Genomic DNA, 22,926 nt, shown 5'->3' with positions numbered 1-22,926 from the left:
ATGCCACCGGGGCGGGGCAACCTGCTGACCCGCAAGGCGGGCAAACAGCTGATCCAGGTGTCGTGGATCAACCCCGACTGAAGTACCGCACCGGCCACTGTGGATCGTCCTCCGTTCGAGCGCTGGTCAACTCGTCTCCGAAGTTGTAGAGTGAGCGCTACATACAGAGCTTCCCCGGGGGGACGTGTCCGGCCGCCGCAACGAAGCGAGGTTTCCCATGAACGCCCTTGAACAGGTGAAGAACTCACCGATGAGCCGGGCCCAGGTGAGAGCGGTCGCGCTCTGCCTCGTGATCAACCTGATCGACGGGTTCGACCTGCTGGTCACGTCGTTCGTCGGCCCGGCGATCACCAGGCAGTGGGGCCTGTCGCCCTCGTCGGTGGGTGTGCTGCTCAGCGGCGGGCTGGCCGGCATGGCCATCGGCGGGCTCTTCCTCGCCCCGCTGGCCGACCGCGTCGGACGCCGCCGGCTCACCCTCGGCTGTCTCGCCCTGGCGTCGCTGGGCATGCTCGCCGCCGCCGCCGCGCAGGACTTCGGCCAGCTGCTCGCCTGCCGGGTGGTGACGGGGGCGGCCGTGGGCGCGATGGCGGCCAGCCTCCCGGTGCTCACCTCCGAGTACGCGAACCACCGGCGCCGGGGGCTGGTGGTCGCGCTGATCACCACCGGCTACGGCCTGGGTTCCGTGATCGCCGGAATCGCGTCCAGCTTGCTGCTGGGCTCGTTCGGCTGGCGCTCGGTCTTCGTGTTCGGCGCCCTCGGCACGGCGCTCCTGTTCGCGGTGGCGCTGCGGTTCCTGCCGGAGTCGATGGACTTCCTGGTCGCCCGCCGTCCCCGGCAGGCGCTGGACAAGCTCAACCGGATCCTCGTCTCGATGGGCCGCACCCCGGTCGAAGACCTGCCGGCGGCGCCCTCGGCGGCGGCGTCGCGCAAGGTGGTTCTCGACTCGCTGTTCCGCGGGAGCAACGCGGTGCGGACCGTGCTGGTCTGGCTGGCGTTCGTCTCGGCGCAGCTGATGTTCTACTTCGCCAGCTCGTGGACCCCCAGCCTGCTGCTGAAGGCGGGGATGTCCAGCCGGCAGGGCATCAGCGGCGGCGTCCTCCTCAGCCTCGGTGGTGTGACGGGCGCGGTCCTGCTGGGACTGCTGGTGTCCCGGGCCGGCCCGCGGCGGCTGACCGCGGCCTACTTCGGCATCGGCGCCCTCGCGCTCATCCTGTTCTCCTTCTCGCTCGGCACGCTGGCGATCGCCCTGGTCGTGGCCGTGCTCGTCGGGTTGTTCCTCAACGGGACGGTCACCGGGATCAACGTCATCGTGCCGGGTCTGTACCCGGCCGAAGCCCGCGCGACCGCCCTCGGCATGGCGGTCGCCGTGAGCAGGCTCGGTGCGGTCCTGGCGCCCCTGCTCGCCGGATTCCTGCTGCAGGCGGGCTGGGCTCCGGCCTCGATGTTCCGCTTCTTCGCGATCCCCGGCGTCATCGGCGCCGTCGCGACGCTCCTGCTCGCCCGGTTCGGGCGGGCCGCCCGAACCGCCACGGACCGGCCGGTCGAAAGCGCGGTGGCGGACGCATGACCGAGTTCGACCCGGACCGCACCGCCGTGCTGGTCATCGACATGCAGAACGACTTCGTCGAGGAAGATGCGCCGCTGGAGTTCCCCGAAGGGCGGCGGGTCATCCCGGCGATCCAGCAGGTCCTGGCCGCCGCCCGCGGGCGGGGCATGCCGGTCGTCTACGCCGCGCACGTCCACCGCCCCGGCGGCGCCGACCTGGGAATCCACCGCGAGCTGTACCCGCCGGTGGCCGCGGGAGAAGCCCTCGTGGACGGCGCGCGCGGGGCCGGGATCCATCCCGAGCTGGCGCCACTGCCGGGCGAGCCGGTGGTCAAGAAGCACCGGTACAACGCCTTCTACGCCACGGACCTGGAGATCATCCTGCGCGGGCTCGGCGTGGAAACCGTGGTCCTCACCGGGATGACGACCGAGTGCTGCGTGCTCGGTACGGCCCGCGGCGCTTTGGAACGCGGGTTCCGGTCGGTGGTGCTCTCCGACGCGTGCGCGTCGTGCGACTACCCCGATCTCGGGGCCGGCGCGATGCCCGCGGCGGAGATGCACCTCGCCGCGTTGCGGGTGATGTCCCTGACGTCGTCGCGGCTGCTCGGCACCGGCGAGTTCCTGGCGCGGCTGCCGTGAGCCGCGGACCGACGTACGATCCACAAAGGAGGACGGACGTGCCGACCCTGGTGTTGCTCCACGGCGGCGGGCCCGGAGTGGACGCCGCGAGCAACTGGGCGAGCGTGCGGGCCGGGTTCGACGGCGAGTTCCACTGCCTCGCCCCGGATCTGCTCGGGTTCGGCTCGCAGATCGCCGGCACGGCCGGGCTCCGGGGGCCGCACGCCTGGGCGATCGCCCGGGCCCGGCAGGTGCTGGACCTGCTCGACCACCACGGCCTCGACCGCGTGCACCTGGTCGGCAACTCGGCCGCGGGCGGTGCCGCGGCGCTAGCGCTCCTGTCCATGGCGCCGCACCGCGTCGGGCGCGCGGTGGTCATGGGTGGCGCCGGGACCGGGCCGCTGCCGCCGTCGGTTCCCTTCTACGACAACCCGACGAAGGAGTCCATGCGGACCACGCTCGGCCGGCTGGTCGCGGACGAGAGTGTCCACGAAGAACTCCTGGACCGGCTCACCGATCTTCGGCTGCGGCAAGCGCTTCGCCCCGCCGCGGAGGGAGCGTTCCGCGCGATGTTCGCCGATGCCGCCGGCGGGCCGCCGCCGGTCGATCTCACGAAGATCACCACCCCGGTCCTCGCAATGCACGGCGAGCTCGACCGGGTGCAGCCGGTCGAAGTCTCCGAGCGCCTGGCCGGCGCGTTGCCGCACGGGCACTTGCACGTCGTGGCCGGGGCCGGGCACTGGATCCACGTCGACCGGCCGGACGAGTTCACCAAGCTGGTAGGGGAGTTCCTGAGCGCATGACCGAAATTCTGATCGTCGGCGCCGGTCCCGCCGGTCTGACCCTCGCCATCGACCTCGCGCAGCGAGGCGTCGCCTGCCGCGTGATCGAGGCGACCGAGGAGCGGCCCGGCAATCCCCGGTGCAACACGACGTCCGCGCGGTCGATGGAGATCTTCCGGCGGCTCGGGCTGGCCGACGAGATCCGCCGCGCCGGGCTGCCCGGGGACTACCCGACGTCGGTCCGGTACCGGACGACGTTGGACGGCGAGGAGATCTTCCGGATCGACCTGCCGTCCGCGCACGACGTCCTGGCGGGCAAAGGCAAGGACGACTGGCCCACCCCGGAACCGCAGCACCGGATCTCGCAGCTCTACCTCGAGCCCATCCTGGAGAAGCACGCGCGCAAGCTGCCCGGGCTGACCCTCGAGCGCGGCACCCGGCTGATCGAACTCCGGCAGCACGACGACCACGTCGAGGCCGTCGTGGAGACCGCGGGGGAGAGGCGCACCCTGCGCCCCGCGTATGTGGTCGGCTGCGACGGCGCCCACAGCACCGTCCGCCGGCAGCTGGGCATCCGCTACGTTGGCGTCGACGCGATCCAACGGTTCGTGTCGACGTTCGTCCGCTCGCCCGAGCTGGGCCGGCTGGCCGCGAAAGACCGGGCGTGGACGTACTGGACCTACGGCCGCCGGATCGCGTCGCTCATCGCCATCGACGGCGATTCGTTGTGGCTCAACCACGTCGCCTTCGCCCCGGACCACGAGACCGAGGGCGAGGACCCGGAACAACTGCTGCGGGAGTCCGTGGGCAAGCCCGTCGAGCACGAGGTGCTCGGCGTGGTGCGCTGGACCGGCCGCCGCCTGGTCGCCCGGCGGTACCGCGCCGGCCGGGTGTTCCTGGCCGGCGACGCCGCCCACATCTGGATCCCCGTCGGCGGGTTCGGCATGAACGCCGGCATCCAGGACGCGGCGACGCTCGCGTGGATGCTGGCCGCCGTCCACCACGGCTGGGCCCCGCCCGAACTGCTGGACGCCTACGAACTCGAGCGCAAGCCGGTCGGTGAGCAGTTCGCCACCGCGGTGGGCGCCCAGGCCCGCACGTCGTTCGCGGACGTCTCCCCGGACATCCACCTGACCGGCCCCGAGGGCGAGCGGGCCCGCGCGGAGTTCGCCGCGCGGCTGGCCGTCACCGAGCCGCGGCGGTATTCCCCCGACGGCTTCAGCTTCGGCTACCACTACGCGGCCTCGCCGCTGATCGTCGGCGGCGAAGACCAGGCCGAGATCACCATGGGGGACTACCAGCAGCGGCCGCGGCCCGGGTTCCGGCTGCCGCACGCCTGGCTCGACGACGGCCGGTCGGTGTTCGACGTGCTCGGCTCCGGCTTCACCCTGCTGCGAACCGATCCGAGGGCCGGGACGACGTCCTGGACCCTGGCGGCGCGTGAACTCGGCGTTCCGCTGGCCGTCGTCGACCTGCCCGGCCGCTACCCCGCCGCGCTGCTGCTGGTGCGCCCGGACCAGCACATCGCCTGGATGGGTGGCGTGGACGCTCGTCCGGACGAGCTCCTCCACACCGTCACCGGCCGCGTCCCGGCCCACCAGGCCTGAGAACACCAGGAGAACCGCAATGCCATACGCACTGGGCATCGACGTCGGCGGCACGTTCACCGACGCGGTCGCCTCCGACGGCGCCGGGCGGATCGTGTCCGCCAAGACGCCGACGACGCCGCCTAACCGCGAGGTCGGGGTCATGCGCGCGATCGAGGACCTCGCCGGGGAGCTGGGCATCGGTGTCGGCGAGCTGCTTTCGCAGACCGACTACATCGCCCACGGCACGACCGCGTCGATCAACGCCCTGGTCCAGGGGCAGGTCGCCGACGTGGGGCTGATCGCCACCAAGGGGCACCGGGACGCGATCTACATCATGAACGCCGAAGGCCGCACCCTCGGCCGCTCGGCCCACGAAATCCAGGACACGCTCCGGCAGCGCAAACCCGCGCCGCTGATCCCGAAGTACCGGGCCCTCGAAGTGACCGAGCGGATCGACCACGCCGGGAAGATTTTGGTTCCGCTGGACGAGGACGAGGTGCGCCGGGTCGCACAGTCCCTTGTGGACCAGGGTGTCGAGGCGATCGCGGTGTGCCTGTTGTGGTCGTTCAAGAACGGCGTGCACGAGCAGCGCGTCCGCGCGCTGATCCACGAGATCGCGCCGGACATGTACGTCACGCTGTCCTCGGAGGTCAGTCCCCGCATCCGCGAGTTCGCGCGGACCTCGACGACGATCATGAACGCCCAGGTCGGCCCGCGGCTGCGCACCTACCTGCTGCCGCTGCAGAAGCAGCTGGAGGAGGGCGGGCTCAGGGGACCGCTGCTGGTCATGCAGAGCGAAGGCGGCACCATCACCGCCGAACGGGCCCCGGAGCACGCCATCACCACCGTGGGGTCCGTGCTGTCGGGCGGGGTCGTCGGCGGGATGCGCCTGGCCGAACAGCTGGGCCACCGCAACGTCATCACCACCGACGTCGGCGGCACGACGTTCCTCGCGGGCCTGATCGTCGACGGCGAGCCGGTGATGGCGCCCGGCTCCATCGTCAACCAGTTCCCGATCAACGCGGCGACGATCCGCGTGCACACCATCGGGTCCGGTGGCGGCGCGCTCGCGTCCGTGGACGAGGGCGGCAACCTGCGGCTCGGCCCGCAGAGCGCCGAAGCCGTCCCCGGTCCGGCGTGCTACGGGAACGGCGGCACGCGGCCGACGAACACCGACGCGAACCTGGTGCTCGGCATCCTCGGCGAGCGGGGTCTGCTCGGCGGCCGCAAGCCGCTGCGCATGGACTTGGCGCGCGAGGCGATCCGCGAGCACGTCGCCGAGCCGCTCGGCCTCACCGTGGAGGAAGCGGCGATCGCCATCCACGAGGTGCAGAACGCGCAGGCGGGCGACCTGCTGCGCCGGGCCGTCGTGCAGGCCGGCTACGACCCGCGCGACTTCGTCGCCTACGCCTTCGGAGGAGCGGGACCCGCGCACTGCGCCGGGTACTGCCAGGACCTGGGCGTGCGCGAGGTCGTCGTTCCGCTCGGGCCGGTCGCGTCCGCTTTCTCGGCGTACGGTCTCGCGGCCTCGGATGTCTCGTTGAGCGCCGAGCTGTCCGATCCGTCGTCCTTCCCGGTCGACCACACCGTGCTCGAGTCCCACTTCGCGCGGTTGGAGGCCGACCTGCAGCGCGCTCTCGAGCGGCAGAAGGTGAAGTTCCACGACGTCTCGCTGCACCGGGAGATCGACCTGCGGTATTCGATGCAGGTCACCGAGCTCGCGACCACCGTCCCCGACGCGGAGTTCACCGAGCGCACCGGCGACGAAATCCTCGAGCGCTTCGAAGAACAGTACGAGCGCATCAACGGCAGCGGCGCCGGGTACCGCGAGGCCGGCGTCCAGGCGATCACCTACCGCGTGCAGGCCAAGGCCGGCCTCGGGTTCCCGATCGGGCTGCCGGCCGTCCCCGAGGCCGACGGGCCCGACCCGCGAGAGGCGCTGCTCGAAGAGCGCTCCGTTTGTCTCGACTCGCAACTCGGCTACGTGATGACGCCCGTCTACGACTACGCACGGCTGCGCGCGGGCCACGAACTCGCCGGACCGGCGATCGTCGACGTCCCGACCACCGTGGTCGTGGTCCCGGCCGGGGTCACCGGCCGCGTCGACCACCTCGGCAACCTCGTGCTGCGCTATCAGTGAGGACACCATGACTTCCAGGATTCCCGGAGCGGACGAGTTCACCAGCCGCCCCATGCCCCGCGAGGAACTGCTGCGGCAGATCTCGTCTTCCTTGCCGCTGCACCAGATCGACGACGCCGACGTCGACGCCCTGACCTACGAGGTCGTCCGGCACCGGCTGTGGGCGATCACCCAGGAGATGGGGGAGACGCTGCGGCGCATGTCGGGCTCGCACGTCGTCACCGAATCCAACGACTTCAACTTCTCCATCTGCGACGAGCTCGGCGAGCAGGTGCAGGTCGGCACCTACAACATCGGCCTGATCGGGTCGATGGACCTGGCCATCACCTGGACGTTGCGCAACCGCGGCGACAACCCGGGCATCGCCGAGGGCGACATGTTCCTGTGCAACGACCCGTGGATCGGCGGCGGCCTGCACCAGAACGACGCCGCGGTCCTCGCGCCGATCTTCCACGACGGCAAGCTGTTCGGCTGGACGACGGCCATCGCCCACCAGGTCGACCTGGGCGGTCCGCGGCCGGGGTCCTTCAGCCCGTCCGCGCAGGACGTCTTCGGCGAGGCCGTCCCGACGCCGCCGATGAAGGTCGTGCGCTCCGGCGTGCTGCAGCGCGACGTCGCCGACGCGTGGGTCCGCCGCTCACGGCTCCCGCACCTGGTGGGCCTCGACCTGCGCGCGAAGATCGCCGCCAACAAGAACGCGGCCGAGCAGATCCTGCGGCTCATCACCAAGTACGGCGCCGACACGGTCAAGTCCGTGATGCGCCGGATGATGGACGACGCCGAACGCCGGCTACGCGCGAAGCTCAAGACGCTGCCCGACGGGACGTGGAGCGCGGTCGGCTACCAGGAACAGTCGCAGACCGGCGACCGCGGCCTGCACGCGATCAAGGTCGCGATGACCAAGGAAGCCGACAAGCTCGTCTTCGACTTCCGCGGCACGGCGGAGCAGACCGGCATCATCAACTGCCCCTACCCGGGACTGCGGGCCGGCATCGTCTTCACGATGCTTCCGTTGCTGGCGGGAGACATCCCGTGGGCGGCGGGCGGGTTGATGCGCTGCTTCGAGATCATCACCGACGAGGACACCATCACCAACGCGTCCTTCCCGGCGGCGGTGGGCAAAGGCCCGTTCGGCCCGGCCTGGGGCTCGGGCAACCTGGTCGCCGAGGTGCTGGCCAAGATGCTGGACGCCGAACCGGACCACCGCAGCGACGTGCAGTCCATCTGCAACGGCACCACGGACCTCTGCGTGGTGTCCGGTGTGGACACTCGCGGCGGCGGCAGCAAGGGCTTCGTGTCGCCGGTGTTCGACGTGATGGCGGGCGGCTACGGCGCGCAGGTTTACCACGACGGTGTCGACACCGGCGGCCGGTTGATCATCCCCTCGGCGCGGGCGCCGGACGTCGAGATGACCGAGTACCTCTATCCCCTCGTCGCCCTGTGGCGCCGGGAGCAGACCGACTCCGGCGGCCCGGGCCGGCAGCGGGGCGGGATGAGCGGCTCGGTCTGCTACGTCCAGCACCCGGACCAGAACGGAACCCTGTCCCTGGTCGTGTCCGGCACCGGCAAGGTGGCGAACCAGAACGTCGGCCTCGCCGGCGGTTACCCCGGCAACTCCCAGCTCGACCTGGTCGTGCGGGGAGTGAACGAACCCCAGCTCGCCCAGGCGGTCACCATCCCCGGCCACCTGGGCGAGCTGGGCGGGGAGATCGAGGTGCTGCCGTGTGAAGGCGAGTCGAACCTGGGCCCCGGCGATGCGCTCTACCTGCACTGGCAGGCCGGTGGCGGATACGGCGACCCGCTGCTCCGCGCGCCCGAGAGCGTGCGTGAGGACGTGCAGCAGGTCCGGGTGACGGCGGACGCGGCCGAGGACGTCTACGGCGTGGTGCTCCGCGGCGGCGAAGTGGACGTGGCCGCGACCGAAGAGCGACGGGCGAAACTGCGGCGTCGCCGGGCTTCCGGCACCGGACTGACCGGGCTCACGCCCATCGGCACACCGGACCTGGGCGAGGTGCGCCGGCTCGACGACAACCTCGCCGTCCTCGACAGCGGGACGGTCGCGTGCGTCCACTGTGGAACGGAGATCGGGCCCCTGGAAGGGAGTGCGTTCGTCGCTTCGCTGGCCCGCCGGGACGCGGCGCCGACCGAAGCGGGTCCGCACATCTGGCACGACCCGCTGGAGTACGTCGACGCGGAAGTCGTGTTCCGCCAGTTGTGCTGTCCCGGCTGCTTCACCGCGGTCAACTCCCGCGTCGTCCCCGTCGACCACCCTCTTCNGGGTCCGCACATCTGGCACGACCCGCTGGAGTACGTCGACGCGGAAGTCGTGTTCCGCCAGTTGTGCTGTCCCGGCTGCTTCACCGCGGTCAACTCCCGCGTCGTCCCCGTCGACCACCCTCTTCCGGTCGACGAGTACCGCGGCTGGGCCTGAGCCGACCCAGCGGATCCCCGCGGATCCGCTGGGTCTTCCGGCACGTAAGGAATTGGATAGAACGATCTGTCTTGACTTCAGGTGACGAGGCCGCCATGCTGAGATGAGATAGAACGTTCGGTCTTGTCGGGGAGATTCCCCACAGCCTTGAAGGGATCATGGTGACTACTGTCGACTCGCCCGCCGTAGGTGGGTTCGCACCGGCTCTGCGCCGGTTGTACTTCGTGCGGTTCGCGTTCGCCATCGTGTGGGCGGTCCTGGTGTTCCTGACGACCAAGTCCGGCCTGGGGGCGGCCGGCGTCGTCCTGGTCGTCGTGTACCCGCTGTTCGACGTGGGCGCGGCCATTGTGGACGCCCGCTCGGCCAAGAGCGGCGGGTCGGTCACCGGCCTGTACGTGAACATGGCGATCAGCCTGCTGGCCACCATCGGCATCGGCGTCGCCGCCGCTTCCGGCGTCCCGGCGGTGCTGCGGGTATGGGGCGCCTGGGCGATCGTCGCCGGGCTGGTCCAGCTGATCGTCGCCATCAGCCGCCGCAAGATGGGTGGCCAGTGGCCGATGATCCTCAGTGGCGGCATCTCCGTGCTGGCCGGCGCCAACTTCATCATCGGTGCCTCCGGGGCGAACCCGTCGCTGTCCAATGTGGCCGGTTACGCCGTGCTTGGCGGCATCTTCTTCCTCGTCTCGGCGATCCGCCTCGGCCGCGCCGCGAAGGGGAACTGACGTGACCACCTACGACGTCGTCGTCATCGGCGCGGGCCCGGTCGGGGAGAACGTGGCCGACCGCGTCGTGCAGGGCGGGCTGACCGCCGCGATCGTGGAGCGGGAACTGGTCGGGGGCGAGTGCTCCTACTGGGCCTGCATGCCCACCAAGGCGTTGCTGCGCAGCGGTGCGGCACTCCGGGCCGCCCGGCAGGTGCCCGGCGCGCGGGAGGCGGTGACGGGCGAGCTCGACGTGGCCGCCGTGCTCCGCCGGCGCGACTCGTTCGCCTCGAACTGGAACGACGAAGGCCAGGTGTCCTGGCTCGACTCGGCCGGGATCCCGCTGCACCGCGGACACGGCCGGATCGCCGGCGACCGGGTCGTCGAGGTGACCGCCGCCGACGGCACCACCACGACGCTGACGGCGCGGCACGCGGTCGTGATCGCCACCGGCAGCGGCGCGCTGGTCCCGGACATCGAGGGCCTCCGCGACGCGAAACCGTGGACCAGCCGGGAAACAGTGGCGGCCAAAGAAGTTCCGGCCCGGCTCGCCGTCATCGGCGGCGGGGTGGTCGCCTCGGAGATGGCGACCGCGTTCTCCGAGCTGGGCTCGTCGGTGACGATGCTGGCCCGCGACGGCGTGCTGCACCTCAACGAGCCGTTCGTCGGCGAGCAGGTGGCTGCTTCCTTGCAGGACAAGGGTGTTTCGGTCCGCATCGGCGCCGAGGCAGGCTCCGTCAAGCGCAACGACGACGGCACGGTGTCGATCACGCTCACCGACGGCGAGCAGGTCGAAGCCGACGAACTGCTCGTCGCGATCGGCCGCACGCCGAACACCCAGGACATCGGCCTCGACAACGTCGGCCTGAAGCCGGGTGCCTGGCTCGCGGTCGACGGCACCATGCGCGTGGATGGCGTCGAGGGCGGCTGGCTCTACGCCGCAGGGGACGTGAACCGGCGCGTTCTGCTGACGCACCAAGGCAAGTACCAGGCCCGGGTGGTCGGCGACGTCATCGTGGCTCGCGTGAAGGAGGAGCCCGTCGACGACGCTCCTTGGGGCCGCCACGCGGCGACCGCCGACGAGCGCGCGGTCCCGCAGGTCGTCTTCACCGAACCGGAGATCGCGTCGGTGGGCCTCACCGCGGCCAACGCCGAGGCCGCCGGGCTGCGGATCCGGGTCGTCGACTACGACCTGGCCGCGACCGCCGGCTCCGCCGTGCACGCCGAGGGCTACCGCGGCCACGCCCGGATGGTCGTCGACGAGGACCGCAAGGTGATCGTCGGCTTCACCCTCGTCGGCCCGGACGTCGCGGAGATGCTCCACGCGGCGACGATCGCGGTGGCCGGCGAGGTGCCGATCGACCGGCTCTGGCACGCGGTCCCGGCCTTCCCCACGGTCAGCGAGGTGTGGCTGCGGCTGCTCGAAGCCTACGGCCGCTGACCCACCCGGTGCCCCGGCCCCGCCGCGATCCGGCGGGGCGGGGCGCCGGCACGCCTTCCTTCTCCTGCTTGAACAGCACAGGCGCACCGTGCTCGAAGTGGACGGAGCGCAGCACTGCTCGATCGCGGGTTCTCCAAGCCCGCCCGGTACGCGGAGACCACGCGCCGGGCGACCCGCGCATGGTCGTGGCCGTAAGGGTTCTCTAATCTCGTTGCCCGCTCGATCACCCGCGGGCCGGGCTATGGTCGCCCGGTGATCGGGTCACGATGGCGGCGCGGTGTCTTCTTCGCCGTGCCGGGACTCCTGCTCGCGGGCTTCGGTGCGGCGCATCCCGCGCACCTCGATACGGCCACCGCCTCCCGGTGGGCGTCGCTGCACGTCGTCCTGCTCCCGGTCTTCCCCCTGCTTGCCGTGGCGCAGTGGCTCCTGCTCACTTCGGCGCCACCCTGGCTTCGGTGGCCTGGGCGGCTGGCCGCGTTCGCCTTCGCGGCGTTCTACGGCGGTCTCGACGCCGTCGCGGGGATCGCCGCGGGCACGGTGGTGCACGCCCAGCACGGCGCTACCCCGGTGGTCGGTGCCGTCTTCGAAATCGGGGACCTGCTCGGGTCCATCGGCGCGGCCTGCTTCCTCGCCGCCACCATCTCGATCGTCGTCGCGGCCGCCCTGCGGGCGAGGTGGCGGGCGGCTCCGGGTGCCGTGGTTCTCCTGCTCGCGAGCGTGTCGTTTCTGGACAGTCACATCTTCTGGCCGCGTGGCGTGTTCACGATGATCGGCGTTGCCGTCGGGATGTCCTTGTTGTCTCTGGCCGGCGAGCGCGGCCTCGGCGTGCTCGAGTCGCCCGTAAGAGATCGGTAACCCGCGACGGGGCTCGGCTGGGCGATTCGTCCCGTTTAATGAGGCATCGGCGGACGATGGAGGAGACCGAGATGACCCGCACGAGGCGCCTGCTCACCCGGCCCTGGCTGATCGGCGTACTGGTAACAGGCCTGGTCGCGGTCACCGCGGGTTTGTACTGGTTCCAGCCGTGGCAGCTGTGGGTGGATGAGACGGTGCAGGAATCCCTCCCTTCCGCCGAGCCGGTGTCCCGGCCTCCGGTGCCGGTGTCGAAATCTTCGGCGCCGGCCGTACCGCCGTCCGTGCCGGTGGTGCTCGCGACCGGCACGCTGATCAGCCACGAGCACCAGACCAGCGGCACTGTCCGGGTCCTGCGCGCCGCCGACGGCTCACTCGTGCTACGCCTGGAAGACCTCGCCACCAGCAGCGGCCCGGACGTGCACGTCTGGCTCACCGACGCGCCGGTGAAGCCGGGCAAGGACGGCTGGGACGTCTTCGACGACGGCAAGTACCTCGACGCGGGCGAACTCAAGGGCAACAAGGGGAACCAGAACTACCCACTGCCGACGGGCACCGACCTGGCCGGCTACACCAGCGTCAGCATCTGGTGCGACCGCTTCGACGTCTCCTTCGGTGCCGCGGAACTGACCGGCCGGCCTGCTTGACGCCGACGGCGCGGGTCATCGCGGATCGAGTCCGGAGTCGATGTACTCGCTCAGCAGGCGGGATCGGTGTATTCGACGACGTCGAGCGCCACGGGTCAGTCCTCGGGCACGTCGACCGGGGACCACAGGCTGGGCAGGTTGACCACGATGCCCTCCTGGCTGCTGCGGGCGATGATCACGACGGCTTCTTCGTCGGTCGGGTTCTCCTCGCGGTGCGGCACGTACGGCGGCACGAAGATGTAGTCGCCGGGCCCGGTTTCGATGCGGATTTCCTCGTCGCCGTCGGCGAAGACGAACACCGGGTGGCCGGATTTCACGTAGATGGCCGTCTCGGCTTCGCCGTGGTGGTGGTCACCGGAGTTGGTGACCGGTGCGACGTGGGTCTCGCCCATCCACACCTTCGACGATCCGACCGTCTTGCCGGAGATGGCCTCCAGCCGGGTCATCCCGGTGGTCTGGTTGGTGTCGCCGGTCAGGTCCGCGCCGCGGATGTGGCGCAGCGGCTGGTGCCAGAGGTCGCTCATGGATGTCCCTTCAGGTGGCGACGCGGGCCGGGGCCGCGCCGGTGCCGTGGTAGCTCAGGGCGGGCCGGGGCTCGCCGCGGACAGCGAGGAACTCGCCGTCGACCGCCACCACGGCGTTGCGCACTGTGACCTCGCCGGCCGGGCGCAGGGCGCGGCTGACCGCCTTGATGAACGGGGCGGGGATGTCCTGGGTGGACGCGACGGCTTCGCACGTGATCGGCCACGTGGTGTCCGCGGCGAGCGCGAGCAACACCCTGATCGCGTAGTCCGCCCTGGCCGAGATGCGCATGCCCGCCATCATCCCCGGACCAGCGCCGGCGCGCGCTTCGCGGCGCACAGCCATTCCGGGAACTGGACGATCTCGGCGGCGACGCTGCGGTCTCGGGCGGGGCCACTCGGTCGGTCTCGCCGTGCAGGACCAGGACGGGCACGTCCGGTACGGCGGCCCGGCCCGGCCCCAGGCGCTCCCGACGCCGTCCAGGGCCGGTCCCAGCTGGAATGTCATGGACCGATCACCGCACCCTCACGCCAGTGTGAGGTTCGACCCGTCCCACTGCATGGGCGACGGCGCGGAGCGTGGCGATCGGGTCGTCGCCGAGGGGGTAGACGCCGACCTGGTCCGCGCCCGCGGTGCGGTGCGCCAGCAGCCGCGTCGCGACGGTGGCCGGGTCGCCGTGGGCGACGAGCGCGTCGAGGAGGCGGTCGCTGCCCGTGCCGGACAGGTCGTCGTCGGTGAAGCCGAGCCGCCGGAGGTTGGCGGCGTAGTTGGTCACGCCCAGCGCGGTTCCCGGCGGCGCCGATCGGGCGATCGCGCGAGCCCGTTCCGGATCGGGTTCGACCAGGGCGAAGTGGCCCGGCAGGACCAGTTTGCCCGCGCCGAGGACCGTCCTTGCCCGGCGGGTGTGCTCCGGGGTGACCAGGCACGGGACGGTTCCGGCGGCGCGGTCGCGAGCCAGGCGCAGCATCCTCGGTCCGAGCGCGGCGACCACGACCCGGCCGGCCGGCACACCGGCGGCGGTGAGACGGTCCAAATAGGACGCCAGCTTTTCGTGCGGCGAGGCGTATTCGGTATGGACCTCGCGGTGTCCGATTCCGACGCCGAGGAGAAAACGGCCGGGATGTCTGCCCTCGATCCGGTGGTAGGACGCGGCGACGGTCTCCGCGTCCGCGGTCCACACGTTCACCACGCTCGTGCCGACGAGCAGCCGCGTGGTCGCGTCGAGCAGCCTCTCGGCGAAGGCGAGGTCGGCGGGAGGTGAGGCGTCCAGCCAAAGCGTTCCGTAGCCGGCGCGCTCGACTTCCGCGGCGCTTTCCGGGGTCACTTCGTGCTCGCGCAGGTGGGCGCCGAGCAGACCGGGATCGAGGTTCATGCTCCGACTCCAGCACCGCGGGACGCCGCGAACCAGGGCCAGTGCGGACGCGCAGCGATAACCTGACGGCATCGTCGCAGGGGAGGACAGGTGGAACTACGGGCGTTGCGGTACTTCGTCACGGTCGCGGACGAGCTGCACTTCGGGCGGGCGGCAGAGCGGCTGCACATCGCCCAGCCGGCGGTCAGCAGGCAGGTCGCCCGGCTGGAGCGCGAGCTGGGGGAGCGGCTGTTCGACCGCTCGCCGCGGCGGGTCCGGCTGACCGCGGCCGGGCACCGGGTGCTCGCGGCGGCCCGGGACGCGCTCGCGGCCGCCGACCGGGTTCGCGGCGCCGCGGCCGGTCCCGCCGGGGCCATGCGCATCGGCACGGCCGCCGGGGTCGCCGCGCGGCTGGAACGGGGGATCGACGCGCTGCGTGCGCAGTCCCCGGCGTTCGAGGTCGTGCTCGTCGACCTGCCGCCGGCCGATCGCCTCACCGCGTTGCGGCAGGGCGAGATCGATTTGGCGCTGGTCCGAGGCGTGGCTGCGTCGCCAGGAGTGCGGGTGCTGCCGGCGTGGACGGAAGCGCTGTTCGCGGTCGTGTCCGCGCGGCACCCGGCCGCCGGTCGCGAAGTTGTGGGCGTCGCCGAGCTGGCCGACGGTGAAGTGCGGGTCCACGACTCCGCAGTGCTGCGCGAAGCCGGCGTGCGCGAGCCACCGCGACGCCCACCCGGCACGGTCCAGGACACGATCGTCGAGATCGGCTCGGATCCGCGGGCCTGGACGGTACTGCCGGCCGATCAGGTGGCGGAGATCAGATCGACGCGGGTACGGGCGATCCCGCTCGCACCGCGGACGACGATCACGGGTAGCGTCGTGGTCCCGGACGCCCTCCCGCACACTTGCGCGTCGGCCACCCGGGCGGCGTTCGGTGACTGACGCCGGACCGTTGCTGGTCCTTCCCACCGCGCGGCTGCGCGACGCCCGGCTCGCCGCGCACGCGGAGTGGGGGCCGGGCCCGCACGAGGACGGTTTCGGGCCTCGGCGCGCGGCCGCGGTCTGGCCGGGTGGGCGCTGGGGCAACTGCTCGCCGAAGCCCATAGCCTCGGAATCGATCACGTGACGCTGTCTGCGAGGCAGGCAAACCGCCTCGGCGAAAACGATCGAACCCCGCGGCGGAGCTTCGGTGAGCCGACATCGCTCAGACCACAGCGGTAGCCGACTCCGCGGACGGTGGTGATCGGATCGACGTGCGGCTCGAGTTTGGCCCGCAGCTTCCGCACGTCCACGGTCCGGTCGTTGCCGTCGCTTCGCGGTCGTCACCGGCGAAAGCCGTTCCGCATCAGCACGACAAGATGCCTGATTTGTCCGGTATGGTGAAAGCCGGCCGCACCTCGAGCGCTGGATGAGCGCGCCGGGTGGCATTCCAGTCGATCGAAGAGAGGCACCTGATGAGCCTGTTCGACATGATCAAGGACAAGGCTTCCGAGCTGCTCGGCGGGGCGAGCGACAAGCTCGCGGAGGCCACCGGTCAGGTCGAGCAGTCCGTGGCCGGGGTGGCCGAGTCGGGGCAGGGCGTCGTCGACGCGGTGAGCGGGCAGGGGGCGGACGTCCTCGACGCGACCGGCGCGGTCGGGGACGCCATCGACCCGGATGCTCGCAACTGATCCTGTCGCATCACGCGTTGTCGGTTTCGGATCGCGGGGGCGGGCGAGCTGGTCGACCGGGCCTGGCCCGCAGGGCAGCACTGGACGGGTAGCTCCCCTGCGGTGCCGTCACTGTCGTGGTGCTTACCGGATGCAGAGGTTCATGTCGGCGTACCGGAACGAAGGGTGCGCAGGCCGGTGCGGATTTCGCCGACCAGGATTTCGGGCTGTTCCAAGGCCGCGAAGTGCCCGCCCTTGTCGGCCTCGCCGTAGTGGATCAAATTGCTGTAGGTGTCTTCGATCCAGCTTCGTGGCAGGCGTGGGATGTCCCTCGGGAAGACGGTGACCGCGACCGGAAGCGTCAGTTTCGGGCCGGCGAAAGTGAGCCCTTTGTTCTCCCAGTAGATGCGGCCGGACGACGCTGCGCTGTTGGTGAACCAGTAGAGGGATATCGCATCGAGCATGGCGTCGATGCTCAGGGTGTCCTCGGCGAGCCCGTGGTTGTCGGTCTTGGACTGGAACTTCTCGTAGATCCAGGCTGCCTGACCGGCGGGAGAGTCCGCCAGGGCGAATCCGACGGTCTCCGGCTTCGTGCCCTGGAGGTGGTTCGACCCACCGAGCTCGCCGGTGTAGCGGGCGAGGGTCTCCACCGCGTAGCGCTCTTCAGGTGACAAGGTGTCGGGTATCCGGGCGGGAAAGGCGTACTGGGTGTTCAGGTGGATTCCGAGCAGCCCCTCGGGTCGCATGGCTCCGAGTGCGGTGGTGACGACGGCGCCCCAGTCGCCGCCTTGCGCGGCCCAGCTGGTGTAGCCGAGACGCTTCATCAGTTCCACCCACGCGCCGGCGATGCGCGACACGGTCCACCCGGTTTCCGTGGGCTTCCGGGAGAACCCGAACCCGGGGAGCGACGGGATGACGACGTCGAAGGAATCGGCGGCGTCCCCGCCGAACGAAACCGGATCGGTCAGCGGGCCGATCAGCTTGAGGAATTCGACGATCGAGCCCGGCCATCCGTGCGTGAGGAGCAGCGGCATCGCGTGGGGATTCCCGGACCGGACGTGGATGAAGTGGATGTCCAGCCCGTCGATCTCGGTCAGGAACTGGGGGAAGCGGTTGAGTTCGGACTCGAAGCGCCGCCAGTCGTAGCGGTGCTGCCAGTGGTCGACCAGAGACCGGGCGTTCGCCACGCGAACCCCTTGCGACCAGTCGTCCACCGTTTCCGGATCCGGCCATCGGGTTCTGGCCAGCCGCTGCTGGACGTCGTCGATCTCCGAATCCGGGATCGAGACGGTGAACGGGCGGACGAGGGTCGAGGTCATGGCCTTGCTCCTGAGCTTCGACGCACAACTCTTCGTTGCACACTGGTGTGCAATCTACGTCATTGCACACCGGTGTGCAACAATGCTGCCGTGTCCGCCGAGTCCTCCCGTGCGCGCTCGACGAAGGAGACGCGCGATCGCATCCTCGACGTCGCCCTCGACTTGCTGGGCGACGACCCCGACGCCGGGATGGGCGACATCGCCGCCGCGGCCGGCGTCGTCCGCCGCACGGTCTACGGCCATTTCCCCTCGCGCCTCGACCTGGTCCGGACGCTCACGGAACGGGCCGTCACCGAGATGACGGCCGTGCTCACCGGAGCCGACGCCGCCGACGCGGACGCGGCGTGGAGCGAATTCGTCGCCCGCGTCTGGCCGGTGGCGCACCGGTACCGAGTGCTGCTGGCGCTGCGCCGTGGCGAGTACGGCGAGGCGATCCACGGCCTGCTCGGGCCGGTTGACGAGCTTCTCGCCGACCTCGTGGAACGGGGCCAGGACAGCGATGTGTTCGCACGGCACCTGCCGGCCGGCATGCTGAGCCAGCTCGCCTACGGCGTCGTGTTCGCGGTCGCGGACCACGACCTGTCGAACGGGCCCCTCGGCGCCCGGGCGGCGACGATCACGAGCCTGCTGCTGCTGGGAGTTCCCGAGGCGCGCGCGATCGCTCTCGTGGGCGACCAGCCCTGAGTCCGTGCCCGGGGCACGGACTCAGGGAGACTCCGCCCGGGATCGCGTCGCCGCCCAGCTGGCGAGGACCTTGAGCCGGTCTTCGGACGCGGTGCCGGGTTCGGCGGTGTAGCTGATCAGGTTGTGCACGGCGCGGCCGGACAGGGGCAGGTCGAGGGACTGGAAGGTCAGGTCCAGGTCGCCGACGTCGGGATGCCGGAGTCGTTTGCTGCCGTCGTGGTGGATCAGGACGTCGTGCGCGGCCCACCGGCGGCGGAACTCGGGGCTGAGGGTGGACAGCTCGCCGATGAGCTCGCGCAGTGCCCGGTCGTGGGGCTCGCGCCCGGCCTCGGCGCGAAGCAGCGCCGCGGTGGCACTGCATGCGGCGTCCCAGCCGACGAAGAAGCCGGGTGCGCCGGGGTCGAGGAAGATGTAGCGGGCGATGTTGGGGCGGCCGCGCCGGTCGACGGTGGCGCTGCCGAACATCGGCGCGTACACGGCTCGGGCCAGGGGATTGCTCGCGACGACGTCCGTCCGGCCGTTGCGGACGAACGCCGAGGACAGCGTCATGGAGTCGAGCAGCCACTGAACCCGCGGCGGGACCTCGACGTCCCGGCGGCGAGACGGCGTGCGGTTCCCCGGCCGCGACGACCGGGCCACGTCGAACAGGTAGGTGCGTTCGTCGTCGTCCAGCCGCAGGGCGCGAGCGACCGCGTCGAGGACGTCCTCGGACACGCCGCCGACGTGCCCCTTCTCCAGCCGCGTGTACCACTCCGTGCTCACGCCGGCGAGGACGGCGACCTCCTCGCGCCGCAGCCCGGCGACCCGGCGCCGAGCACTGGTCGGCAGCCCGGCCTGCGCCGGGGTGATCCGGGCGCGTCGGCTGGCGAGGAAGTCCCGGATTTCGCCGCGGTTCCCGTGCTGCTGGTCCATGCCCTTGACGGTAACCGCCGGTCAGGGCGCGAGGGGGGTGGAGCTTGTACCCCCGATAACCGCGACCTTCTCCGGTGGCGGCGATCGCGGTCTCCTGGGGATCGACCGTTCCGTATGGAGGTACGAGACATGACGAGCAAGACGCTGACCGCGTCGCCGGTGGCGCTGGGCACGTGGGCGTGGGGAGACAGCGGCGAGGCGGGCGACGGCCATTTCGGCAGCCGGCTGACCGAGTCCGGCCTGCGAGAGGTCGTCGAGAAGGCGCACTCGAACGGGTTCACCCTGTGGGACACCGCCGTGGTGTACGGCATGGGCCGCTCGGAAACGGTCCTCGCTCAGGCGCTCAAGGGCTACGACCGCGACGAATACCAGCTGTCGACGAAGTTCACCCCGCAAGCCGCGGGCGACGGCGACAACCCGGTCGCGGACATGCTGGAGCGGAGCCTCGACCGACTGGACACGGACTACGTGGATCTGTACTGGATCCACAACCCGGCCGACGTGGCCCGGTGGACGCCCATGCTGATCCCGCTGCTGCGGAGCGGCACGATCAAGCAGGTCGGCGTGTCGAACCACACCCTGACGCAGATCGCGTTCGCCGACCGGATCCTCGGCGAGGCCGGCTTCCGGGTGGAGGCGGTCCAGAACCACTACAGCCTCCTGCACCGCAGCTCCGAGCGCGCGGGCATTCTCGACCACTGCCGCGAGCACGACGTGCGGTTCTTCTCCTACATGGTCCTCGAGCAGGGGGCGTTGTCCGGCAGGTACGGCCCGGCCCACCCGATGCCGGAGGGCAGCGACCGCGCGGCGGCGTACAACGGCATCCTGCCCCGGCTGCGGGCGCTGACGGACCGGATGGGAGCGATCGGCGCGGACCGGGGCGCGTCCGCCGCCGACGTCGCCACCGCGTGGGCCATCGCCAAGGGGACCACCCCGATCATCGGGGTCACGAAGGCCGGGTACCTCGACGGGTTGGTCCGGGCTCGCGGAATCGAGCTCGCCGCCGAGGAGATCGCGGAGCTGGAGGCACTGGCGGACGCCGCGGACGTCGACACGCGCGGCTGGTGGGAACCCGACATGTAGCACCTTGACGACCAAGGAAATCCGGAGACCTCCATGGCCACTCCGGGGGGCATGACCTGATCGAAGTGCATGGGGCCGAGGTGCTGAAGCCGGCGACGATTTCGCCGGCGGCGATAACGCCACCGGACCCGCGCCGCGATCTCCGGACCGGCGCCGGGCCGACCAAGAACAACTCAAATGACCGATGCCCGGCCCCGCGCTCTCACGTAGCGTGGGAAGCCCAGTCGTCGACGTTTGCGAGGTTCCGGATGGGTCAGGGACAGACAACCGACAACGAAGTGACCGCCAGTGGCCTGCTGCTCAGTGTCGAGCCGTTGACCGCCGCCGTGGACCGGGGCAAGGCCAACGGTGCCGTGGCCGACAACGACGGCAACGACTAGCCGTTGCCGTGACGGAGATCCCCGGACTGGCCGACCTCGTGGCTCCGCTCGAGGTCGGCCAGTTCTTCGACGACGTCCTGGGGAAGGCGCCGCGGCGCTTCCCGGGGGAGCGGGGCCGGTTCGCCGGCCTGCTCCCGTGGCCGGAGGTGGACCGGGTGCTGCGGCAGCACCGCCTGGAGTTCCCCCGGCTGCGGCTGGCGCTCGACGGCGACGTCGTGCCCGCCCACACCTACACCGAGATGGTGTCGACCCGGCGCAACGGCCTGGTGCCGCGCGTGCTGCCGGCGCCCTTCGCCGAGCACTTGCGCGACGGCGCGACGCTCGTGGTCGACTCGGTCAACGAGCTGGTCGACGGGGTCGGTGAGCTGGCGGGCCGGCTCGAGCACGACCTGCGCGAGCGGATCCAGGTCAACCTGTACGCGGGCTGGGGCACCACGCACGGCTTCGACGTGCACTGGGACGACCACGACGCGTTCATCATCCAGCTCTCCGGCCGCAAGCGCTGGCGCCTGCACGGCGTCACCCGGCGCTCGCCGCTGCAGCGGGACGTCGAGCTGCCGGAACGTCCCGAGGGCGATCCGCACGAGGACTTCCTGCTCGAGGACGGCGACGTCCTCTACCTGCCGCGCGGGCACTGGCACGACGTGTCCGCCGTCGGCGAGGAGTCGCTGCACCTGACCATCGGGTTCACCGCCGCCACCGGCGTCGACCTCGTCGCGTGGCTGGCCGACCAGGTGCGGGCCGACGAGGTGTTCCGCGAGGACCTGCCCCGGTTCGCCGGCCCGGCGGCTCGGGCTGCGCGGGCCGAGGCGCTGCGGCACCGGCTGGCCGAGCTCGTCGCCGGGGACGTCGTCGACCGGTTCCTCGCCGACCGCGACGCCCAGGCGCCCGCGCAGACCCGCGTCGGGCTGCCGTGGGCGGCGACGGCGGCGCTGCTGCCCCCGGACGACGACTTCGAGGTCCGGCTGCTCGCCCCGCGGGCCGCGCTGACCGACGGGGACGGCACGGTCGCCCTGGTCGCCGCCGGGAAACGCCTGGTCTTCGCGGCGCCCGCGCGGCCGGTCCTGGCCGCGCTGCTCGGCGGTCTCCCGCAGCCGTTCAAGGTGCTCGCCGACGCCGCGCCGGGCGTCGATCGGGCGACGGTGCGTGCGTTGCTGGGCGAGCTGGTCACCCAGGGGCTCGTCGCGCGAGCGTGAGGCCACCCGGAATGCCCGGTTTGTCGCCGTGTGCCGCCTGATCGGGCGGCGGTGCACGGCGAGCCGGTCACATAGGGGGATTGTCGCGCGGAGATTCGGGTACGCTTAGGCATGCCTAAGTCGAGCTCTCTGGCTGAGGCGCCCCTCTGTTCCTCGGGACCGGGCGCGGCGCCTGGCTGCGCCGCGCTGACCCGCGACCTCGGCGGCGACCCGGCCGGGACCGCCGCCCGCATGACGTCGTGGCTGCTCGTCGAGCAGCCCGGGGCCTGGTCGACCGGCGCCCTCGAGGACGTCATGGCCGAAGCCTTCCCCGTGGCGGCGCTGGACGCCGCGCGGGACGCCGGCCTGCGTCCGCTGCTGATCCGCAAGCCGGGCCGCCACGCCCGCGTCCCGGGCGCCCCGCGCGCGGTCTACGTCGCCAGCGGCCGGCCCGGGCACCGCTGGCTGGAACGCCTCGACGTCACCGACCTCGGCGAACTCGCCCAGCTGGACCTCGAAGCCGTGGCCGCCGGGCGCCGCGGGCACGGCGAGCCGGTGTCCGGCCCGCTCTTCCTCGTCTGCACCCACGGCAGCAAGGACATGTGCTGCGCGGTCTTCGGCCGCCCACTGGTGAGCGGCCTGGCGCAGAACCACCCCGGCCACGTGTGGGAGGTCAGCCACGTCGGCGGCGACCGCTGGGCGGGCAACCTCCTGACGGTGCCGGACGGCTTCCTCCACGGCAGCCTCGCGGTGACCGAGGCCGAGCTCGTGGCGAAGGAGGCGCTCGGCGGCAACGTCCGCCTGGAGCACCTGCGCGGGCGCACGTCCGCGCCGAGCCCGTGGGCGCAGTTCGCCGAGATCGAGGTCCGCGGCCGCACCGGCCTGCGCGGGATCGACGCGGTGCTGGCGGTCGAGGAGGAGACCGACGGCGACGACCGGCGGGTGCTGGTGAACGCGGGCGGCCGCCGGTACGAGGTCGTCGTGCGGCGGACGCCGGGGACCGCGTCGGGCCACAGCCGGTGCTCCGAGCGCGTGGTGCTGTCGCGGTTCGAGGCGGAGTCGGTGCGAGACCTGGGGCGTGCGCACCGCCGCGGCGACGTCGAGTAGG

Annotated in this window: 22 protein-coding genes and 1 pseudogene; 17 read left to right on the top strand and 6 right to left on the bottom strand. The window is 71.5% G+C overall.

The annotated features are described in order from the left end of the window. The first annotated feature begins 217 nt into the window (after positions 1-217). The 10 genes from ABFJ78_RS46160 to ABFJ78_RS46115 all read left to right on the top strand — a co-directional run bounded on the left by ABFJ78_RS46160 (position 218) and on the right by ABFJ78_RS46115 (position 12,746). Positions 218-1,567 (top strand): MFS transporter, encoded by a 1,350-nt coding sequence (locus ABFJ78_RS46160; protein ID WP_436393796.1) that lies wholly within the window; start codon positions 218-220, stop codon positions 1,565-1,567. Continuing rightward, positions 1,564-2,184, top strand: a complete 621-nt coding sequence (locus ABFJ78_RS46155) for a cysteine hydrolase family protein (RefSeq protein WP_436393795.1) — start codon at positions 1,564-1,566, stop codon at positions 2,182-2,184. Before ABFJ78_RS46160 ends, ABFJ78_RS46155 begins: the two co-directional genes overlap by 4 nt. Positions 2,185-2,222: 38 nt before the next feature. After that, on the top strand, positions 2,223-2,966 hold the full coding sequence (locus ABFJ78_RS46150) for an alpha/beta fold hydrolase (protein ID WP_436393794.1): 744 nt from the start codon (positions 2,223-2,225) through the stop codon (positions 2,964-2,966). Next, positions 2,963-4,552, top strand: a complete 1,590-nt coding sequence (locus tag ABFJ78_RS46145) for an FAD-dependent monooxygenase (protein WP_436393793.1) — start codon at positions 2,963-2,965, stop codon at positions 4,550-4,552. The genes ABFJ78_RS46150 and ABFJ78_RS46145 overlap by 4 nt, the downstream gene beginning before the upstream one ends. 19 nt (positions 4,553-4,571) lie before the next feature. Beyond that, complete coding sequence (locus ABFJ78_RS46140) at positions 4,572-6,674, top strand: hydantoinase/oxoprolinase family protein (RefSeq protein WP_436393792.1); 2,103 nt, start codon at positions 4,572-4,574, stop codon at positions 6,672-6,674. A 7-nt stretch (positions 6,675-6,681) separates the two neighbouring features. Further along, positions 6,682-9,105: a hydantoinase B/oxoprolinase family protein gene (locus ABFJ78_RS46135; RefSeq protein WP_436393791.1), complete on the top strand. Its 2,424-nt coding sequence runs from the start codon at positions 6,682-6,684 to the stop codon at positions 9,103-9,105. Positions 9,106-9,263: 158 nt separating this feature from the next. Further along, positions 9,264-9,827, top strand: coding sequence for a hypothetical protein (locus tag ABFJ78_RS46130; protein ID WP_436393790.1), 564 nt, complete (start codon positions 9,264-9,266; stop codon positions 9,825-9,827). 1 nt (position 9,828) lies between these two features. After that, positions 9,829-11,247, top strand: coding sequence for a dihydrolipoyl dehydrogenase family protein (locus ABFJ78_RS46125; RefSeq protein WP_436393789.1), 1,419 nt, complete (start codon positions 9,829-9,831; stop codon positions 11,245-11,247). Positions 11,248-11,499: 252 nt separating this feature from the next. After that, on the top strand, positions 11,500-12,102 hold the full coding sequence (locus ABFJ78_RS46120) for a hypothetical protein (RefSeq protein ID WP_436393788.1): 603 nt from the start codon (positions 11,500-11,502) through the stop codon (positions 12,100-12,102). 71 nt (positions 12,103-12,173) lie between these two features. Beyond that, on the top strand, positions 12,174-12,746 hold the full coding sequence (locus ABFJ78_RS46115) for a DM13 domain-containing protein (protein ID WP_436393787.1): 573 nt from the start codon (positions 12,174-12,176) through the stop codon (positions 12,744-12,746). A gap of 95 nt (positions 12,747-12,841) precedes the next feature. Here ABFJ78_RS46115 and ABFJ78_RS46110 read toward each other — a convergent pair whose 3' ends face one another. From ABFJ78_RS46110 to ABFJ78_RS46100, 3 genes are all read right to left on the bottom strand, one after another. Continuing rightward, on the bottom strand, positions 12,842-13,270 hold the full coding sequence (locus tag ABFJ78_RS46110) for a cupin domain-containing protein (RefSeq protein WP_436393786.1): 429 nt from the start codon (positions 13,268-13,270) through the stop codon (positions 12,842-12,844). Positions 13,271-13,280: 10 nt separating this feature from the next. Next, positions 13,281-13,613 (bottom strand): hypothetical protein, encoded by a 333-nt coding sequence (locus ABFJ78_RS46105; protein WP_436393785.1) that lies wholly within the window; start codon positions 13,611-13,613, stop codon positions 13,281-13,283. Positions 13,614-13,782: 169 nt separating this feature from the next. Next, a complete protein-coding gene (locus ABFJ78_RS46100; RefSeq protein WP_436393784.1) occupies positions 13,783-14,640 on the bottom strand; it encodes a TIGR03620 family F420-dependent LLM class oxidoreductase in 858 nt (285 codons plus the stop codon). 90 nt (positions 14,641-14,730) lie between these two features. On the opposite strand from ABFJ78_RS46100, the gene ABFJ78_RS46095 reads away from it, so the two are divergent. Next, positions 14,731-15,558: a LysR family transcriptional regulator gene (locus ABFJ78_RS46095; RefSeq protein WP_436393783.1), complete on the top strand. Its 828-nt coding sequence runs from the start codon at positions 14,731-14,733 to the stop codon at positions 15,556-15,558. Beyond that, positions 15,551-15,742, top strand: a complete 192-nt coding sequence (locus ABFJ78_RS46090) for a hypothetical protein (protein ID WP_436393782.1) — start codon at positions 15,551-15,553, stop codon at positions 15,740-15,742. The genes ABFJ78_RS46095 and ABFJ78_RS46090 overlap by 8 nt, the downstream gene beginning before the upstream one ends. Here the strand turns inward: ABFJ78_RS46090 and ABFJ78_RS46085 are convergent. After that, positions 15,735-15,914: pseudogene (locus ABFJ78_RS46085) on the bottom strand (hypothetical protein); the annotation flags it as partial. The gene ABFJ78_RS46090 and the pseudogene ABFJ78_RS46085 sit on opposite strands and share 8 nt — an antisense overlap. Before the next feature lie 156 nt (positions 15,915-16,070). Between ABFJ78_RS46085 and ABFJ78_RS46080 the strand changes: the two are divergent. Further along, complete coding sequence (locus ABFJ78_RS46080) at positions 16,071-16,286, top strand: hypothetical protein (RefSeq protein WP_436393781.1); 216 nt, start codon at positions 16,071-16,073, stop codon at positions 16,284-16,286. A 140-nt stretch (positions 16,287-16,426) separates the two neighbouring features. Here ABFJ78_RS46080 and ABFJ78_RS46075 read toward each other — a convergent pair whose 3' ends face one another. Then, positions 16,427-17,584 (bottom strand): epoxide hydrolase family protein, encoded by a 1,158-nt coding sequence (locus ABFJ78_RS46075; protein WP_436393780.1) that lies wholly within the window; start codon positions 17,582-17,584, stop codon positions 16,427-16,429. A gap of 90 nt (positions 17,585-17,674) precedes the next feature. Between ABFJ78_RS46075 and ABFJ78_RS46070 the strand changes: the two genes are divergently transcribed. After that, positions 17,675-18,268 carry a TetR/AcrR family transcriptional regulator gene (locus ABFJ78_RS46070; RefSeq protein WP_436393779.1) on the top strand — a complete coding sequence of 198 codons (594 nt, stop codon included), beginning with the start codon at positions 17,675-17,677 and terminating at the stop codon, positions 18,266-18,268. 21 nt (positions 18,269-18,289) lie between these two features. On the opposite strand, the gene ABFJ78_RS46065 is transcribed toward ABFJ78_RS46070, so the two are convergent. After that, positions 18,290-19,180, bottom strand: coding sequence for a helix-turn-helix transcriptional regulator (locus tag ABFJ78_RS46065; protein WP_436393778.1), 891 nt, complete (start codon positions 19,178-19,180; stop codon positions 18,290-18,292). Between the two features lie 129 nt (positions 19,181-19,309). Here ABFJ78_RS46065 and ABFJ78_RS46060 point away from each other — a divergent pair, with 129 nt between their 5' ends. From ABFJ78_RS46060 to ABFJ78_RS46050, 3 genes are all read left to right on the top strand, one after another. Beyond that, positions 19,310-20,263 (top strand): aldo/keto reductase, encoded by a 954-nt coding sequence (locus ABFJ78_RS46060; protein ID WP_436393777.1) that lies wholly within the window; start codon positions 19,310-19,312, stop codon positions 20,261-20,263. Between the two features lie 388 nt (positions 20,264-20,651). Further along, positions 20,652-21,839, top strand: coding sequence for a cupin domain-containing protein (locus tag ABFJ78_RS46055; RefSeq protein WP_436393776.1), 1,188 nt, complete (start codon positions 20,652-20,654; stop codon positions 21,837-21,839). Between the two features lie 111 nt (positions 21,840-21,950). Beyond that, positions 21,951-22,925, top strand: coding sequence for a sucrase ferredoxin (locus ABFJ78_RS46050; RefSeq protein ID WP_436393775.1), 975 nt, complete (start codon positions 21,951-21,953; stop codon positions 22,923-22,925). The last annotated feature ends 1 nt before the right edge of the window (position 22,926 follow it).

This window comes from Amycolatopsis sp. MEPSY49 (genome assembly GCF_051337345.1).
In the GTDB taxonomy this organism is placed as follows: domain Bacteria; phylum Actinomycetota; class Actinomycetes; order Mycobacteriales; family Pseudonocardiaceae; genus Amycolatopsis.
This window is presented reverse-complemented; position numbering and strand designations above follow the sequence as displayed.